The following is a 14877-nucleotide window of genomic DNA, read 5'->3' as shown; positions in this document are numbered from 1 at the left end:
CTGGAGTGCGTCGACTCAGGCGGCCTGGTACAGACGGCGTTCGAGCAGCGAACTACCCCGCAGACGACGGCTGGCCTTGGCCACGGCCAGTACGGCCAGGTCCAGCAGCGGTTCGAGGGTGATCACGGTCATGTAGGCACTGCCGAAGGTCAGAATCGACAGGGCGTTTTCGGCTGTGAAGCCTTTTCCGTAGAAAGCCCAGAACCCCACCCAGGCGACAATGCCTGCCTGAAAGGCGGTCGACAGCCCCAGCGCTTGTCTGTAGCTCAGTTCCACATACGGCGTGTCGGGCGCAATGATGCGTTTGGCCAGGGCAGCGACTGCGCACAGCGGTACCAGTAGCGTGGTGACGTTCATGCCATATTGCGGCAGGTCGAATGGCGCGAAGAACAGGCCCTGAATCAGCAGTCCCAGGGCGAGACCCGCCGCAGCAGGTGCAGCGCCAAGCAGCAGAAATAGCGTTGACCCCAGGATGAGATGCACCTCGGAAACACCGACCGGATAGTGCGGCAGCAGCTCGAAGAAGCTGAAGACCAGGGCCGTGGCAGTGACAGTCCGAGCCAGCAGCGAAAAGACCCCACGCTCACCGATGGCTTGCGCAGCGAGTTTGACGGTGTAGGCGCCGACACCTGCGGCAGTGACATAGCTCAGCCAGAGTTTTCCGGCTTCCACCAGATCAGGTTCGATATGCATGACGATTGCTCCTTGGCCGCTTCGCGACCTCGATAGTAAAAAAACGGATGACTGCGGTCAGTTTGCGGCTCGGCTTATCGCTACCGGCTCGCGCCGTGGCAGGTGTTCGTGCTCGTGTCTATGGGGCGGTGGGCAACTCGCATTGAGCAGCGTGACCGGTTGTCCGTGGGGCGTGTTCTCGTAGGCTTGCTGCCATTCTTCGGTGCGCCGGGTGATGTCTTCGAAAGCGGTCAAACCGAGCGCGGTAACCATCCTTTCCGTGGCCGCAATCCACTGCCGGTAGTAAGCGTCGTTGATGCTTTCTCCGGGCTGCGCCGGGCTTGCCTTGATCTCATCGCTGAATGTCTGCACCCAGTCCTTCCAGGGAAATAGACCGGTTTGGTGCAGGTGTAGCAGCAGGGAAAAAGCCTGGGCCTGCCAGGGTTTGTCGAACACTGGGCCTTCATTGTCGAGAGATAGCCCGGTGATGGGCGGGATGTGAAGCTTGCTGGCGTTCATACGGCCTCCAGATAGTTGTCCCACAGATCAATGCAGACACTGTCCGGTCGCGCCACGCCCCACAGTTCTGTCGCACTGAAGCGCACGGCGTAGACCTGTTGCGGTTGTTCGCCCAGACCGTGGGCCATCGTGTCCGGGGTGGCAAACGCACCGTGCGCAATCTCGATGGTCCCGACCTTGCCGCGCGCGTAGCGTGGCAGTCGGGTGTGGGTGGTTGGATTGAAATTTTTCGTCCGCACTCGGTCACCGACCCGGAAACGACCGGCGACAGGCTCTTTCGCCCTGGATGAAGCGCCGCCAAGAGTCACCGCCTCGACGATGTCTGGTGTGAGCACCGTTGGCGGCTGCGTCGGCGAGGTCGGTTTGACCGTGCCCTGCAGTTCGCCAGCGCTGATCACGCCTTTTTCCAGCAGCAGGGTCTCGAAGGCGTGCAGCCAGTGTTCGTAGTAACTCGACTGCAAGTATTCCGCCGGTTGCATGCGTTCGATGCAATGGCGGAATTCGTCGACATTGAAGTAGCCGCCGACGAAGAGCGAGGCAAACAGCGGAAAGATCCTGCGTTCCCAGTCGTGATGGAACACCGGTTCATTGTCTTCGGTGAGCACCGGGCCGAACCCGTGCATACCGCCTAAGTCGTGTACACCGTTCATGGTTTTCTCCTTCGCGGGGTCAGGCTGCGTCGCCCGGTGTCTTGGCCAGGCCGGTACCGATCATGGCGTCACGCGTCACCAGCTCGACCAGGCGTTCCTCGCTCCAGCCGTCTGTGCCCGCCGGACGTTCCGGCAGTACCAGGTAGCGCAACTCGGCACTGCTGTCCCAGACCCGCACTTCCTTGTCATCGGGAACAAGCAAACCGAATTCGGCCAGTACGCCGCGTGGGTCGATGACTATCCGTGAGCGATAGGGCGCGGATTTGTACCAGGCGGGGGGCAAACCCAGGGTTGGCCAGGGGTAACAGGAGCACAGCGTGCAGACCGTCACGTTGTGCACGGCCGCGGTGTTCTCCACCACCACCATGTCTTCGCCCTGCACGCCGGAAAAACCCAATTCGGCAATCGCCGCGGTGGCATCTTCCAGCAGTCGGTGTTTGTAATCGGGATCGAACCAGGCCTTGGCGACCACCTGAGCGCCGTTGCGCGGGCCGACCTTGTGCTGATAAGTGTCCACCAGCGCATCCATGGCGGTCGGGTCGACCAGACCCTTTTCGATCAACAGGGATTCGAGCGCCTTGACGCGCAGGGCGATGGCCTCGGGGGGCTCGGTGTGATCGTGATCGTGATGATGTTCGTGCGTATGGCTCATGTTTTGACCCCTCTGAATTTGCTACTCACGTTCAGCGCGATGCGCCGATTTACAGCGTCCGCCAATCGACAGAGGCCTCGAATGCCGCTGCCGCTTGATACAGGGTGCCTTCGGCATAATGTTTTCCGACAAGCATCAGCCCCACGGGCAGTCCGTCCACCAGGCCGCAAGGGATCGACATGGCGGGGTGCCCGGTAATGTCCTGAGCGGCCGTATTGCCCAGCATCTCCAACGCACGTGTGACGGTTTCGGTGATGGAAGAGCCCGGTTCAGGGAGTGGCTGGGCGGTGATCGGCACGGTCGGCATGACGAGCAGGTCATAGGTATTCAGCGCCCGGTCATAGGCGGCCCGGGCAAAGCGTGCAATGTTCTGGGCCTTGGCGTAGTAGCGACCGTGGTAGCGCTCCAGACCGAACTGACCCACGAACATGCACAGCTTGAGTGATGGCGACAGTGCGTCGGCCTGGTCACGCCAACCGGCCTGTTTGTCCAGCAGGCCCACGTCGTAAAGCCCCTTCCAGTTAAAACCCGCGCCGTTGCCGTGCATCATTTGCATGGTCAGGCCTTCACAGCCGATAGGGCTCCACAATGCCCCCGCCAGGTTGTGTTCGGGAACCGAGACTTCCTCGACCCGCGCACCCAACGCCTCGAGCCGGGCGATAGCGCTGCGCACCTTTTCTGCGATGCGCGGGTCCTGGTTAGCGAGTTGGAAACCTTCCTGGAGAATTCCGATCCGCAGCCCGGTCACGCCTCGTTCCAGATAATCGCTATAGGCATCGACCTCAGGAGCGGTCTGGCGCGGGTCGAGGCCATCGATGCCGGCCATCACTTCAAGCATCAGAGCGTTATCCCGGACGTTGCTCGTCATCGGGCCGACATGGTCGAAAGTTGCCTCGATCGCCATGACGCCGGTATAGGGCACCAGACCGAAGGTGGGCTTCATTCCGTAAATGCCGCACCAGGCTGCCGGAATGCGGATGGAGCCGCCCTGGTCGCCACCGACAGCCAGGTCGACTTCACCCGACGCCACCAGCGCTGCGCTGCCGGAAGACGAGCCGCCGGTGGTGAATCCATGGCGATAAGGATTGTGCACAGGGGCTGGATCCGAGGTATGGCTACCACCGGAGAGGCAGTAATGTTCACAAGTGGCTTTGCCGAGGATGGTGGCGCCAGCGTCGAGCAGACGTGTCACCACAGTGGCATCAAACGACGGTACGAATCCTTCCAGTGGCGCGGCACCGTTCATCATCGGGACACCAGCCAGAGAGATATTGTCCTTGAGCGCAACCGTCTTGCCGGCAAGCTTGCCCGAACTGGCGCCCATTACCTCGGTTCTGTAGTACCAGGCGTTCAGCGGATTGTCCGTACTTGATGGGCGGTAACCGGCACTGCGCTCGTAGCACACCGGGGGGATGAAGTCTGGCAACTCATCGACGAGATCGTAGGCATCAAAACTGGATTGCATGAGCGCCAGGTATTCGCTGGCTTGCTCGGGAGTCAGCTGTATATGCAGGCGGCTGGCGAGATCCTGCACTTGTTCGAGCGTCGGGCGGATGATGGCCATGGGGTGTCCTGTGTCCTGTGCCAACCTGCTGGGTTGGCAATGTCTGTTCAAACGTCGTCTCGGAGAAGCCCGGTTACGGTGCGCACGATTGGCGATGTCGCGACCGGGCTGGTATCAAGCTATCTGCGCACATTGAGCGGCGCTTGGTTGAGGAGGACATTCACTTGGTTGAGCGGGACGCCGTATTGCGGTGGCGCCGGTTTTTGCCGAGCGAGTCAGTCTTCGGATTCGGCCGTGGTCGGTTTTCGGGACGACTTCCCGGGTTTCGGCCAGACAACCCCGACGCTCTTCATGCCTTTGGCCGGGTCCATTTCCGGGTGCGCGAGTACCACATCCCGATAGGAGGGGCTGCCAATCACCGCCGGTTTGAACTTGATGAGGAAGTCATTGACCTCCTTGCGCAGGTCCGGGGCCAGGCCGTAGTCGTCGTAGCAGGCCTCCAGACAATCGAGCACCGCTTGCCAGTGCACCTCGGTCAGCCCCATCCCGCGATGCGCGGTGACCATGTCTCTGCCCCTGTATTTGGCGCTGCCACCCCAGTGCTCGGAAAGGAAGTCGACAAAATTGATGTGTTCCTTCTGGAACGTCGATTCCGACATATGGGCCCAGATGTGGCCGATGGCGGGGTGGCCCATGGTTTTTCTTAACACGGCGCCTGCGAACTGATAAATCGCGTCATAGCCGCCAAGACGGGTGTAGAGGGAAGGTTGTTGTTCTGCGGTGGGTTGCTGGTCGGTCATTGTCGGGTTACTCCGTTTAAGATCAGGGGCATCTCATGAGCCGGTTGGCACGCTTGATACGGGCTGCGCAGAGGAGGGGGCTAGAAAACCCTGACGTAGCGCAGGTTCATGCGAAAGTCCTCTTTGGGGCCGTTCTCCACCGCAAGGTCGCGTCCAAGTTGCACCTGGAATTGGTCCCTGGCGGTCAGAAACTTTCTGGCCGTGAGGCGGACGTTGGTGGTTTCCATCCTGTCGTCCTGGTTGACACCATCGACCTGGTTTTCCCCGCCCCAACTGTGGCCGAAGCCGATCGCCAGCGCCGTCGTCTCGTCGGGCATGTAGCGCCCCATCAACTGGGCGCCATAGGAAACGTCCTGCTCGCGACGGGCAGAGCTGGCGCCGTAGTCGTTGTTGTCCCCGTACCAGATGGCGTCACCGACGAGGTCGATGGCCCACTTTTCTGTGAAGTGCTTGACGTAAGCGGCCTGCAGATCGAATTTCCAACGGTTCTCGCCAAGGTTGAGCGCGTCGTCCTTGTCGTAGTTGCCAGTCGGCACGTACAGGTAAGCGGTCGCACCGAGAGTGTCGTTGGCGTCGTTGAGACGGTACTTGAGTGGCGCAGTAAGAATGAGGTCGCCGATGCCGCTGGCGTCGCCCAGCGCAGACGCATCACCACCGCCTGACACATGGCCGAAGGGCAACAGGAATTGCGGCTCGATGGTCAGCCGCTCGCTCAACTGGTAGACGTGCAGCAGACGCAAAATGCCGACGTCGGATGTCAGGTTGAAATCGGAGCTGGTCTTGTGCCCGTTGGAATAGGCTTTGTCGGTGCTGGCATGCTGGTAGTAGACCACGCCGATGGTCGCGCCCACGGGGAGCGGCTCGTAGTCGCCAGGATCGACCTCGAGCGCGTGGGAGGAAAGACTGGGGAGCAGGGCTGCAAGTGCCAGGTAGCGGAACCGTTTCATGATCGAAGATCCTTTTTTCGGGCAAAAAGAGCCCCGCTATCGCCAGTCAGGCAACGCGCAGGGCTAAAAGTGGAGTCAGCGATGGAGTCAGGCGGGCGACACGTGTGCGTCGCGCATCATCCCGGTCTGCGGGTGGCAGTTGATGTACTCGAACAGTTGCTGGCTACCATCCGCCACCGAGACCTCGTGATACAGCCGCAGCTTCGAAAGACCGCCGATCACGCGGAAGAACGTGGTGAAAATGCGCAGGTGAGTGGGGTGGGATTCTGCCCAGCGCTCCAGCTTGTCGAGCGATCGCCAGTGACCGATGTCATAGGCGATGTCGAGGAGATTGCCATTGAGGTCGATATTGCGTACGAAACGGTTGCTATAGCAGCCCAGCGCCTGCCCCTCGTCACGCAGGAAGTTCATGCCGTCTTGCAGGGGCGGCAGCATCTCGTTGAAATAGAGCGCGCGTTCTTCCTCGCCGGCTTCGACCCAGTCTTGTCCGGAGCGGATCAGCGTCAGGTTGTCGTGGCCACGTACGACGACCCTGCCGCCCTTGGCCGGATCGCCTGAAATGACTTGCAGTTCACTGGTCGGCTGCATCCAGTCGGTCTGGGAGATGGCAAAGCGGTCGCGCGCCGAGCCCCAGTAGCCGTGCTCTTCAATCTCGCCGCTGATGCCGTCCATGACCGCACCGACACCTGGCAAATCGTCCTTGAAGGCATACAGTGTTTCGAACTGCTCGGCGCGCGGGGCCATGACCTCGCGGAAATATCCCAGCCCCTCGCTCAGGCGCGCATCGTCGCCCCACCAATTCGCCACCGGCGGTGAAAGCAGCCAACGGTGATAGGCGACGGGATCACGCCAGTAGCCCACGGCGATGAAGTTTCCATACCCCTGATTGTCGAGGTGGTAGGTCAGGTCGTAATGCCCGGGGCCATCGGCGAGGGCGAAGCTGGCGTCAATGTAGCGTATGGCCTGCAGGGCGGCGGCGCGTTGTTCTTCGCGAAATTGCACCCCGAGGTAAGCCATCACGACTTGCTTCACGTTTTCGTCAGCCCGTCCCACAAACATGGGGAAGGGTGGCTGGTATTCGTCGTGGACGCGACGCGACAAAGTCCGCGGACATTTCAGATGTTTATCGATTGCAGATTCCATGGGGGCTCCTTTATTCCCGTCTCAAACGGACGGTTCGCTGTTCTACAGGCCAGTGGATGTTGTTGTTTTGCGATCAGGACCACGCCATCGGCGTTGCAGCGCCAAGGTCCCGAGTTGCACCAGGTAACTGGCGAACTCTTCGGGTGCCATGTCCCAGCGCTGTAAAAACCAGGACGAATCGGACAGTCGCTGCTGTTCTCGTCGTTGCATGAGGCACCTCGTCATTGGTGTCGGGAGGGACACGGCATGGAGTGAAAATTATCGAGGGGAGATGGGATGTGCTTGGCTCGAATGGACAACCGTTTGGTTAAAAAGGACAGCCGTAAATGGCCAGCTCATCGATGCGCAGTGATGGTGCGGGGCTTGTGAAACAAGGGACGAAATGCTCAGGAAAGTTGCAGGGGAAGTGCTGGGGGAGGCACTGTCTGCCAAGTGTGCGGAGGGCGATCTGGCGGCGCGGCTAAGCGCTGGGCGTGAGACTGAGCAGATGGCCTGATAATTGCTGAGCTCGCAAAAAACGTTACCACGCTTTTTTGTTGAACCGCCGCCGCGAGGTCCATGCAATGAGCCAGACATGTCAGTATTCAACGCTTGCCGTCACGGCGCCCCAACGGTTCGATTACTGGAAGGAGGTGGTGTGTCACCATTGCCTGGACGCCGACAGCAAACTGCTGGCGCAGAGCGATTTCGACGGGGCGCTGGAGGTGCATGGCATGGGGGCATTGGACATCTGCACGTTGTCCGCACCCTTGCATTATTGGGAGCGGACCGCCCAGCACCTGCGCAGCGACCCGAATGACGATTTGTGGTTGGGCTTTACCCGCAGCGGTTATGGCGAACTGGAGCAGGCTGACCGGCGGACGAAGCTGGCGGCGGACGATCTGTTCCTTTATGACGCATCCCAGCCCTTCAGATTCAGCTTCGGTGGTACCGATAACCACCTTGTGCGCATTCCGCGACAATTGCTCAGCCAGCGGCTGCCGGGAATAGCGGAGTGCACCGCCATGGTTCTGGATGATCGTCGCCCAGGGGTAATTCCGTTACGCGAAATGTTGCGCCAGGCCGCGAGCATGGCTTCAGGCTTCCAAAAACCAGGCCTGTCCAGTCGTTATTCCAGCACGTTGCTCGACCTCTTGGTGGTCAGCCTGGAGCTTCAGGATTTAAAGCAGACACATGACGAGTTGGACCTGTACGGCCGAATCATGAATTACATCCATCAGTATCTGACCGAGGCGGATCTTTCACTCGAGCGCATTGCTCAAGCTCACCATGTCTCCACGCGCACAGTGACGCGCGCTTTCGCCCGCCATCAGAAATCGCCGGTCGCGGAAATCTGGAAGGCACGGTTGTTCGCCAGCCGCGACGCGATCGAGCGTGGTCAAGTCCGTAGCATTTCCCAGGCGGCGCTGGATTTCGGCTTCTCGGACTTCTCTCATTTCAGCCACGCTTTTCGCAAGACCTTCGGCATTGCTCCCCATACTCTTCTGCGACGAGAGTGAAATGGACGGGCTTTAACGCTTCTCAAGCGAAAGACATTCAGCTTTTATCCACGGCTGCCATCTCTTGCTGACGCAGCACGGTTGCGTAGTGCGTTTCCACCCAATCGGCCAATTCGCGCACCCGTACTGCGGCTTCCATCCCCATAGGCGTCAGCGTGTATTCGACATGTGGCGGCACGACGTCATAGGCGTGACGCGCCACCATCCCATCGCCTTCCAACAACTGAAGCGTCTGCGCCAGCATTCGTTCGCTGACCCCGCCGATCTTGCGTCGTAACTGGCTGAACCGCAGCGTGCCAGGCAGCAGGGCAATCAGCACCAGCACACCCCAGCGGCTTGTCAGGTGGCTCAGGATTTCACGCGACGGGCACTCTGGCGCGAGCACGTCGCCGCGCCTCAATCGTTCGGACAATGGGACTGCAGACGGCTTTTCTGATGATTTCGAAGGCGCGTTCGTATTCATGCACTTACCTTTTTGTACGTACTTACTTTAAGTAATCTAATTTCTTATATTCGCTCATGGCTGTTTCTTCAACTCTTCCGTTCACCAAGGAGTCACCGCATGAGCATTGCCGTTACCGGAGCCACCGGCCAACTGGGCCGCCTCGTCATTGAGCACCTGAAGCAGCGAGTTGCCGCGAGCAGTATTCTTGCCCTGGCGCGCAAGCCGGAACAGGCAGAAGGGCTGGGCGTTGCGGCAAGGGCGTTCGACTATTCCAAGGCCGAGATGCTGGATGCGGCGTTGTCCGGAGTGGGAACCTTGCTGTTGATCTCCTCCAGCGAAATCGGGCAACGTGCTGCGCAGCACACCAATGTCATCGCGGCGGCGAAGAGGGTGGGCATCCAGCGCATTGTCTACACCAGTGTGTTGCACGCCGATTCGTCCGTGTTGCAACTTGCCGACGAACACCGCGCAACCGAGGCTGCCCTCAAGGCGTCCGGACTTTTCTACACGCTGTTGCGCAATGGTTGGTACACAGAAAACCACACCGGTTTCGCTGGTATGGCACTGGCTAACGGCGCGCTGTTTGGTAGTGCAGGCGAAGGCCGGATTTCGTCAGCGACACGCGAGGATCTGGCTGAAGCCGCCGCCGTGGTGTTGACTGCTGATGGCCATGAAAACGCGACCTATGAACTGGTCGGCGATAACTCATGGACGCTCACCGATCTGGCGGCAGAAATCTCGAAGCAGACCGGCAAGAACATCCCTTATCGCAACCTCCCGGAAGCCGACTACGCCGCCGCACTCGAAGGTGCCGGCTTGCCGAAGGAGCTCGCCGCAGCATTGGCTTCCTATGACGTCAGCGCTTCACAGGGAGCGCTCTACAGCAACGAGCGCGCTTTGGCTGAACTCATCGGGAGACCAACCACGCCGCTTGCTATCAGCGTCGAACGTGCGCTGAAGACGCACTGACGAATGCTGCCAAGCAGCAATGATCATGATCATGATCAGGCAGACAGGCAGTTCTGATTACCTGAAGCAAGGTCTGAAAAACACAGCGCCGTAGGTGGTTCGCCGTCAGGCGCTGAGTTCTTCAATCATTGCTGGCGTCGTCGCTGCACAGCATTTCGATCCGCGCTTGGCGACTATTATTCTGCAACGGCGGTTACCTGATCACTTATAAGCTGAGCCAAAATTCGCACAGGCTCGGTGAAACTCTGTCGAGATCGATGTACCAGCCCGATATCCCGGTGAAAGGTGTGTTGTCCCAAATCGATCGCTCGTACACCTTCGGGCCATTCCTGATGGGGCTCTGTCTGTGGCACCAGCGCTATGCCTACACCTTTTTCCACCAGTTTGATGATGGCCTCCAGTTCATCCAGTTCGCAAACTTCCTGCAAGGTGAAATGCATCTGTCGCAGGAAACGATCAACCTGCCGGCCGCCGAAAGATGATCGGTCATAGCGAATGAATGGCTGGCTGGACAGCAGTTCCGACCAGTCATTTCCCTCCAGCTCGCGTGGCACGATCAGTCGGTAGGGCTCTCGCGCCAGCGTCGTCCAGCGCAGGTCACTTTGAAGAGAGAAGGGCGGTCGAATGATGACAGCCATGTCGATTTCGCCGGCGTCTACGAGGTTCACCATCTCCATTGAAAGCCCTGGAATGACACGTGTGCGGCATTGCGGACACTGCTGGTGAAACTTCGCCAGCGCATCGGGCAAATAGGAACGTTGCACGGATGCGATCGCACCGATGTTGATGAGTATGTTGGTAGGTTGGCCCAGCGCAGTGGAACCCAGATTGTCGTATAGCCTGAGTAACTCCTGCGCCTGCAGAAGTATCTGGTGACCCATTTTGTTGAGATGGGCCGAACGTCCTTTCCTGTCGAAAATCTCAAAACCGAGTTCGGTTTCCAGGCGCTGAATCTGCGCGCTGACAGCGGCCTGGGTCAGGCCGATCTTGTTCCCGGCAGCGGCGAATGTGCCTTCCCGCGCCACCGCAATGAGTGTTTTCAGTTCTTTGATCATTCACAAATATTAATTGTGTTTCTGAGAAATATATATTGATTTTTATGTTTGGTTTTCCGTCCTAGGATGTTTTCCATCCCCGGCACCGGCTGAACCCAGAGAGCTGATGACGGTGGAAATGTTCGCCAACCAACAAAAAATATTTGGAGTTCTGATGAGCCTCTCGCCATTTCACCTCGCGATCCCTGTTTATGACCTGGCTGCGGCGCGCACCTTCTACGGTGAGGTCTTTGGTCTTGAAGAAGGGCGCTCCAGCACGCAATGGGTCGATTTCGATTTTTATGGTCACCAACTGGTGATCCACGAACATCCGAAAACAGCCTCACAAGAGAGCGTTCACAGCAACCCGGTCGACGGACACGATGTTCCTGTTCCGCACTTCGGCATCATTTTGGGTTGGGAACAATGGGAGGCGCTGGCCGAACGCTTGAAGTCCTTTGGTACCGAGTTTGTGATCGAACCGTACATTCGGTTCAAAGGCCAGGTAGGCGAGCAGGCCACCATGTTTCTCTTTGACCCGTGCGGCAACGCTCTTGAGTTCAAGGCGTTCAAGGATATGAGCCAGCTCTTCGCTAAATAGGAACACGCATGGCACAACCCGTTTGTGCCATTCGATCTCAAGTGAGCTGGAAGCTCATGACTCTAGCAACTGCGAATAGACGCAGACCTTTCATTCCAACAAGAAGGCTAGACATGAAACGTATTCCCTTGGTGTGGCAAATCGTTGCCGGGCTATTGCTTGGCGTGCTTGCAGGTTGGTACTTCAATACGCATCCGCACTATCAGACATGGGTGAGTGCGGAGATCCTCAAACCGCTCGGTGACATCTTTATCAAGATGATGAAGATGGTGGTTGTTCCGATCGTGTTCTGTTGCATGATTTTGGGGATCGCGGGCGGCGGTGACAGCAAATCGTTCGGCCGTATGGGGGTGAAGTCGCTCGGCTACTTCTTTGCGATTACCGCGCTGGCCATCGTCATAGGCCTGTGTTTTGCCAACCTCTTCGAACCAGGACGAGGAACCGATATTTCAGGCCTTTCGCATGGCGCTGCATCGATCACGCTTGAGCCGTCCAAAGGGGCGCTGGTGATTTTGCAGAACATCGTTCCAGACAACGTGATAGTGGCAATGTCAGAAGCGAAGTTGCTGTCGGTACTGTTCTTCGCTGTGCTGTTGGGGCTGGCGTTGAATGCTTTGCCCAAAGACCAAAGCGCGCCATTTATTGCGGTCGTGCAGAGCCTTTCCGATGCTATGTTCAAGGTGGTTTCCATTGTGATGGCCTACGCGCCGATAGGGGTGTTTGGCATGATCGGCGCGACCGTCGCGACGTTTGGTTTTGCCTCGCTGCTGCCGCTGCTCAAGTTGATTGGGGTGGTGTATCTGGCGCTGATGGTGTTCGCTTTAGTGGTACTGGGTGGCATTTGTTATTTGATTGGCGAAAACATCTTCAAGTTGATCCGCTACTTCCGTAATGAGTTGATTCTGGCGTTTTCCAGTGCCGCCTCAGCCGCCGTTATGCCGCAACTGATGACCAAACTGGAAAGCTACGGTGTACCGCGTCGGATCGTCAGTTTTGTGGTGCCGGTGGGGTATGCGTTCAATCTCGATGGCGCATCGATTTTTCTCGGTGTGGCGACCATTTTTGTGGCGCAACTCTATGGGATAGACCTGTCTCTGTCACAGCAGATTCTGTTGGTCGTGACGATGGTACTGACCTCGAAGGGCGCCGCAGGTGTGCCTGGGTTTGCAATCGTGATCTTGTCAGCCACCTTGGCCTCTGCCGGTCTTCCGTTGGAAGGTGTGGCATTGATCGCCGGCATTTTCAGGATTATCGACAGCGGCACCACCACGCTCAATGTACTGGGCAATGCGATTGCGCCGCTGGTTATCAGCAAGTGGGAGAAAGTCGCGCTAGAGCCCTCACGAACGGGTCATACAGACGACCACCTGTGTGACCAGGTGCAACGCTGCCGGTAACAGTCGTGAACACGATGGCAGCTTTTGAAACAGCACTATCACCAGCAAACGCCTGCTGACAGAGGGGCGTATTTTTTTAACCTTCCACTAGACGACCGGTCTATTCAGTCGAGGATTTTATGACGGCTAACACGTTTGATACCGACCTTTTTTCGCCCATGCAAATGGGCGCACTCCAATTGGCTAACCGAATTGTCATGGCACCTGTGACACGCAGCCGAATGGCCGAAGACGGCGTACCGAATGAAATGCACGCGACTTACTACGCCCAGCGCGCCAGTGCAGGCTTGATCATCGCCGAAGCGACCAATATTTCTCCCCAGGGGCGGGGTTACGCCATGACCCCGGGTATCTGGTCGGAGGCACAGGTAGCTGGCTGGAAAAAAGTCACTGACGCGGTGCACGCGGCGGGCGGCAAAATCGTCAGTCAGTTGTGGCACGTGGGGCGCTTTTCGAGTGTCGAGCTACAACCCAACGGAGAAGCGCCAGTAGCGCCTTCGGCGATCAAGGCCGAAGGCAGCACTTACACCGAGAAAGGCTTTGTCGAGGTGTCGATGCCTCGTGCACTGGAAACCTCGGAGATTCCAGGAATCATCGAGCAGTACAAACTGGCCGCAGAGAATGCCCGGCGAGCCGGTTTCGATGGTGTGGAAGTGCATTCCGCCAACAGCTATCTGCTTGACCAGTTCCTGCGCGATTCCACCAATCAACGCACTGACCCATATGGCGGCTCCATCGAGAACCGGGCTCGACTGACGCTGGAAGTCACCGCAGCCGTGATTTCGATCTGGGGTAGCGATCGGGTCGGTATTCGCCTCTCGCCAGTTACACCCGATGCCGGAAATACACCTCCCGACAGCAATGTCATGGCGACTTACGGTTACCTGATTCAGCAGCTCAATCAATTCAATCTGGCTTATCTGCATTTTGTCGAAGGCGCCACGGCGACCTCCCGCACGGTCCCGGAAGGCGTGGATCTGGACGCGCTGAGTGCGCAGTTCGAAGGGCCATTCATTGGCAATAACAACTACGACCTGCCGATGGCGCTAGAGCGTCGTGCGCAGGGGCGGATCGATGCGGTGGCGTTTGGTCGTTTGTTCATTGCCAACCCCGACCTCGTGGAGCGTTTGCGTCGCGGGATCGAGCTCACCATCGCGCCACGCGAGAGTTACTACGGCGGCGGTGCCAAGGGTTACATCGACTGGCCAACCGCGAACGCCTGAACGACGGCATTTATCGATAAGAGGTAATGAGCATGAATTATCTGCATAACAAAGTAGCGATCGTTACCGGCGCGTCTTCCGGCATCGGCGCCGCCACCACCCGCGCGCTTGTCGCCCAAGGCGTGCGCGTAGTGGCCGCTGCACTGGATGAACAGGGTCTGGAAAGCTTTGTCGCCGAGTTGCGGGCGGGCGGTAACGAAGTGGTCGCTTTTACCACCGACGTGACTCAGGCGCATCAGACCCAAGCGCTCGCGCAATTTGCGCATGAGACCTACGGCGCCGTAGACATTCTGGTGAACAACGCCGGGCTGATGCTTTTTTCCAACTGGGTCGACCTGGCGGTACAGGACTGGGAAAAGATGATCGACGTGAATATCAAAGGCTACCTCAACACTACGGCGGCGGTGCTGCCTTTCATGCTGGAGCGCAAGTCCGGGCAGATTCTCAATATGGACTCTGTTGCCGGTCATCAGGTCGGACCGGCGGCCGGTGTTTACAGCGCAACAAAATTTTTCGTTCAGGCCATGACCGAGTCCATGCGCAAGGAGCTCGGTGTGCAGCACGGCATCCGCGTCAACACGGTCAGCCCGGGTGTCATCAATACCGGCTGGGCCGACAAGGTCAGTGATCCTGAAGGGCGCAAGGCTGCCCAAGCGCTCAACCGAATTGCCATCGCCCCCGACGATATCGCGGGTGCGGTGATTTACGCGCTCAACCAACCGGAAAACGTCACTGTCAACGACTTGATCATCTCCCCGACGCGCCAGGACTGGTGACTGTTTACCGCGCCTCGTCCGTAAACCTTCCTTGCTTTCATCAGCC

At 58.4% G+C, this 14877-nt stretch carries 16 protein-coding genes; 6 read left to right on the top strand and 10 right to left on the bottom strand.

The genetic code is table 11. The features are described from left to right. Window positions 1-15: 15 nt before the first annotated feature. From QRN61_RS16225 to oxdA, 8 genes are all read right to left on the bottom strand, one after another. Entirely contained in the window at window positions 16-693 is a 678-nt protein-coding gene (locus QRN61_RS16225) for an energy-coupling factor ABC transporter permease (RefSeq protein WP_285374178.1), read from the bottom strand. Window positions 694-750: 57 nt separating this feature from the next. After that, on the bottom strand, window positions 751-1191 hold the full coding sequence (locus QRN61_RS16220; RefSeq protein WP_285374177.1) for a nitrile hydratase accessory protein: 441 nt from the start codon (window positions 1189-1191) through the stop codon (window positions 751-753). After that, window positions 1188-1841 (bottom strand): nitrile hydratase subunit beta, encoded by a 654-nt coding sequence (gene nthB / locus QRN61_RS16215; RefSeq protein ID WP_103367104.1) that lies wholly within the window; start codon window positions 1839-1841, stop codon window positions 1188-1190. The genes QRN61_RS16220 and nthB overlap by 4 nt, the downstream gene beginning before the upstream one ends. A 19-nt stretch (window positions 1842-1860) precedes the next feature. Continuing rightward, on the bottom strand, window positions 1861-2493 hold the full coding sequence (gene nthA, locus QRN61_RS16210) for a nitrile hydratase subunit alpha (protein ID WP_115989790.1): 633 nt from the start codon (window positions 2491-2493) through the stop codon (window positions 1861-1863). Between the two features lie 49 nt (window positions 2494-2542). Then, a complete protein-coding gene (locus QRN61_RS16205; RefSeq protein ID WP_103367106.1) occupies window positions 2543-4057 on the bottom strand; it encodes an amidase in 1515 nt (504 codons plus the stop codon). A 215-nt stretch (window positions 4058-4272) separates the two neighbouring features. Further along, window positions 4273-4797: a group I truncated hemoglobin gene (locus QRN61_RS16200; RefSeq protein WP_097089780.1), complete on the bottom strand. Its 525-nt coding sequence runs from the start codon at window positions 4795-4797 to the stop codon at window positions 4273-4275. Window positions 4798-4877: 80 nt separating this feature from the next. After that, window positions 4878-5744 carry a transporter gene (locus tag QRN61_RS16195; protein ID WP_247267499.1) on the bottom strand — a complete coding sequence of 289 codons (867 nt, stop codon included), beginning with the start codon at window positions 5742-5744 and terminating at the stop codon, window positions 4878-4880. 87 nt (window positions 5745-5831) lie between these two features. After that, window positions 5832-6887 (bottom strand): aliphatic aldoxime dehydratase, encoded by a 1056-nt coding sequence (oxdA, locus tag QRN61_RS16190; RefSeq protein WP_285374176.1) that lies wholly within the window; start codon window positions 6885-6887, stop codon window positions 5832-5834. Window positions 6888-7450: 563 nt separating this feature from the next. On the opposite strand from oxdA, the gene QRN61_RS16185 reads away from it, so the two are divergent. Beyond that, complete coding sequence (locus tag QRN61_RS16185; RefSeq protein WP_027611804.1) at window positions 7451-8386, top strand: AraC-like ligand-binding domain-containing protein; 936 nt, start codon at window positions 7451-7453, stop codon at window positions 8384-8386. A gap of 37 nt (window positions 8387-8423) precedes the next feature. Here the strand turns inward: QRN61_RS16185 and QRN61_RS16180 are convergent, their stop codons facing one another. After that, the gene (locus tag QRN61_RS16180; protein WP_285374175.1) at window positions 8424-8849 is read right to left on the bottom strand and encodes a winged helix-turn-helix transcriptional regulator; all 426 of its coding nucleotides are present in this window, start codon (window positions 8847-8849) and stop codon (window positions 8424-8426) included. A gap of 99 nt (window positions 8850-8948) precedes the next feature. On the opposite strand from QRN61_RS16180, the gene QRN61_RS16175 reads away from it, so the two are divergent. Beyond that, entirely contained in the window at window positions 8949-9800 is an 852-nt protein-coding gene (locus QRN61_RS16175; protein WP_285374174.1) for an SDR family oxidoreductase, read from the top strand. A 176-nt stretch (window positions 9801-9976) separates the two neighbouring features. Here QRN61_RS16175 and QRN61_RS16170 read toward each other — a convergent pair whose 3' ends face one another. Further along, window positions 9977-10855: a LysR family transcriptional regulator gene (locus QRN61_RS16170; protein WP_139053987.1), complete on the bottom strand. Its 879-nt coding sequence runs from the start codon at window positions 10853-10855 to the stop codon at window positions 9977-9979. Between the two features lie 154 nt (window positions 10856-11009). Between QRN61_RS16170 and QRN61_RS16165 the strand changes: the two genes are divergently transcribed. The 4 genes from QRN61_RS16165 to QRN61_RS16150 all read left to right on the top strand — a co-directional run bounded on the left by QRN61_RS16165 (window position 11010) and on the right by QRN61_RS16150 (window position 14831). Further along, on the top strand, window positions 11010-11435 hold the full coding sequence (locus QRN61_RS16165; protein ID WP_039762906.1) for a VOC family protein: 426 nt from the start codon (window positions 11010-11012) through the stop codon (window positions 11433-11435). 113 nt (window positions 11436-11548) lie between these two features. Continuing rightward, a complete protein-coding gene (locus QRN61_RS16160; RefSeq protein WP_097089773.1) occupies window positions 11549-12832 on the top strand; it encodes a cation:dicarboxylate symporter family transporter in 1284 nt (427 codons plus the stop codon). A 119-nt stretch (window positions 12833-12951) separates the two neighbouring features. Beyond that, window positions 12952-14055 carry an alkene reductase gene (locus tag QRN61_RS16155; protein ID WP_027611807.1) on the top strand — a complete coding sequence of 368 codons (1104 nt, stop codon included), beginning with the start codon at window positions 12952-12954 and terminating at the stop codon, window positions 14053-14055. Between the two features lie 32 nt (window positions 14056-14087). Continuing rightward, on the top strand, window positions 14088-14831 hold the full coding sequence (locus QRN61_RS16150; RefSeq protein WP_027611808.1) for an SDR family oxidoreductase: 744 nt from the start codon (window positions 14088-14090) through the stop codon (window positions 14829-14831). Window positions 14832-14877 lie beyond the last annotated feature (46 nt).

The sequence above is a fragment of the Pseudomonas sp. lyk4-TYG-107 genome, from assembly GCF_030209055.1.
In the GTDB taxonomy this organism is placed as follows: Bacteria; Pseudomonadota; Gammaproteobacteria; order Pseudomonadales; family Pseudomonadaceae; genus Aquipseudomonas; species Aquipseudomonas putida_A.
The sequence above is the reverse complement of the archived record's forward strand: the minus strand, read 5'-3'. Positions and strand labels throughout refer to the sequence as shown.

Bases quoted from the DNA above. Each gene is read 5' to 3' on its own strand.
- QRN61_RS16185 (WP_027611804.1), top strand. From the start codon at position 7,451: ATGAGCCAGACATGTCAGTATTCAACGCTTGCCGTCACGGCGCCCCAA.
- nthA (WP_115989790.1), bottom strand. From the start codon at position 2,493: ATGAGCCATACGCACGAACATCATCACGATCACGATCACACCGAGCCC.
- nthB (WP_103367104.1), bottom strand. From the start codon at position 1,841: ATGAACGGTGTACACGACTTAGGCGGTATGCACGGGTTCGGCCCGGTG.
- QRN61_RS16200 (WP_097089780.1), bottom strand. From the start codon at position 4,797: ATGACCGACCAGCAACCCACCGCAGAACAACAACCTTCCCTCTACACC.
- QRN61_RS16205 (WP_103367106.1), bottom strand. From the start codon at position 4,057: ATGGCCATCATCCGCCCGACGCTCGAACAAGTGCAGGATCTCGCCAGC.
- oxdA (WP_285374176.1), bottom strand. From the start codon at position 6,887: ATGGAATCTGCAATCGATAAACATCTGAAATGTCCGCGGACTTTGTCG.
- QRN61_RS16150 (WP_027611808.1), top strand. From the start codon at position 14,088: ATGAATTATCTGCATAACAAAGTAGCGATCGTTACCGGCGCGTCTTCC.
- QRN61_RS16165 (WP_039762906.1), top strand. From the start codon at position 11,010: ATGAGCCTCTCGCCATTTCACCTCGCGATCCCTGTTTATGACCTGGCT.
- QRN61_RS16195 (WP_247267499.1), bottom strand. From the start codon at position 5,744: ATGAAACGGTTCCGCTACCTGGCACTTGCAGCCCTGCTCCCCAGTCTT.
- QRN61_RS16155 (WP_027611807.1), top strand. From the start codon at position 12,952: ATGACGGCTAACACGTTTGATACCGACCTTTTTTCGCCCATGCAAATG.
- QRN61_RS16225 (WP_285374178.1), bottom strand. From the start codon at position 693: ATGCATATCGAACCTGATCTGGTGGAAGCCGGAAAACTCTGGCTGAGC.
- QRN61_RS16220 (WP_285374177.1), bottom strand. From the start codon at position 1,191: ATGAACGCCAGCAAGCTTCACATCCCGCCCATCACCGGGCTATCTCTC.
- QRN61_RS16170 (WP_139053987.1), bottom strand. From the start codon at position 10,855: ATGATCAAAGAACTGAAAACACTCATTGCGGTGGCGCGGGAAGGCACA.
- QRN61_RS16160 (WP_097089773.1), top strand. From the start codon at position 11,549: ATGAAACGTATTCCCTTGGTGTGGCAAATCGTTGCCGGGCTATTGCTT.
- QRN61_RS16175 (WP_285374174.1), top strand. From the start codon at position 8,949: ATGAGCATTGCCGTTACCGGAGCCACCGGCCAACTGGGCCGCCTCGTC.
- QRN61_RS16180 (WP_285374175.1), bottom strand. From the start codon at position 8,849: ATGAATACGAACGCGCCTTCGAAATCATCAGAAAAGCCGTCTGCAGTC.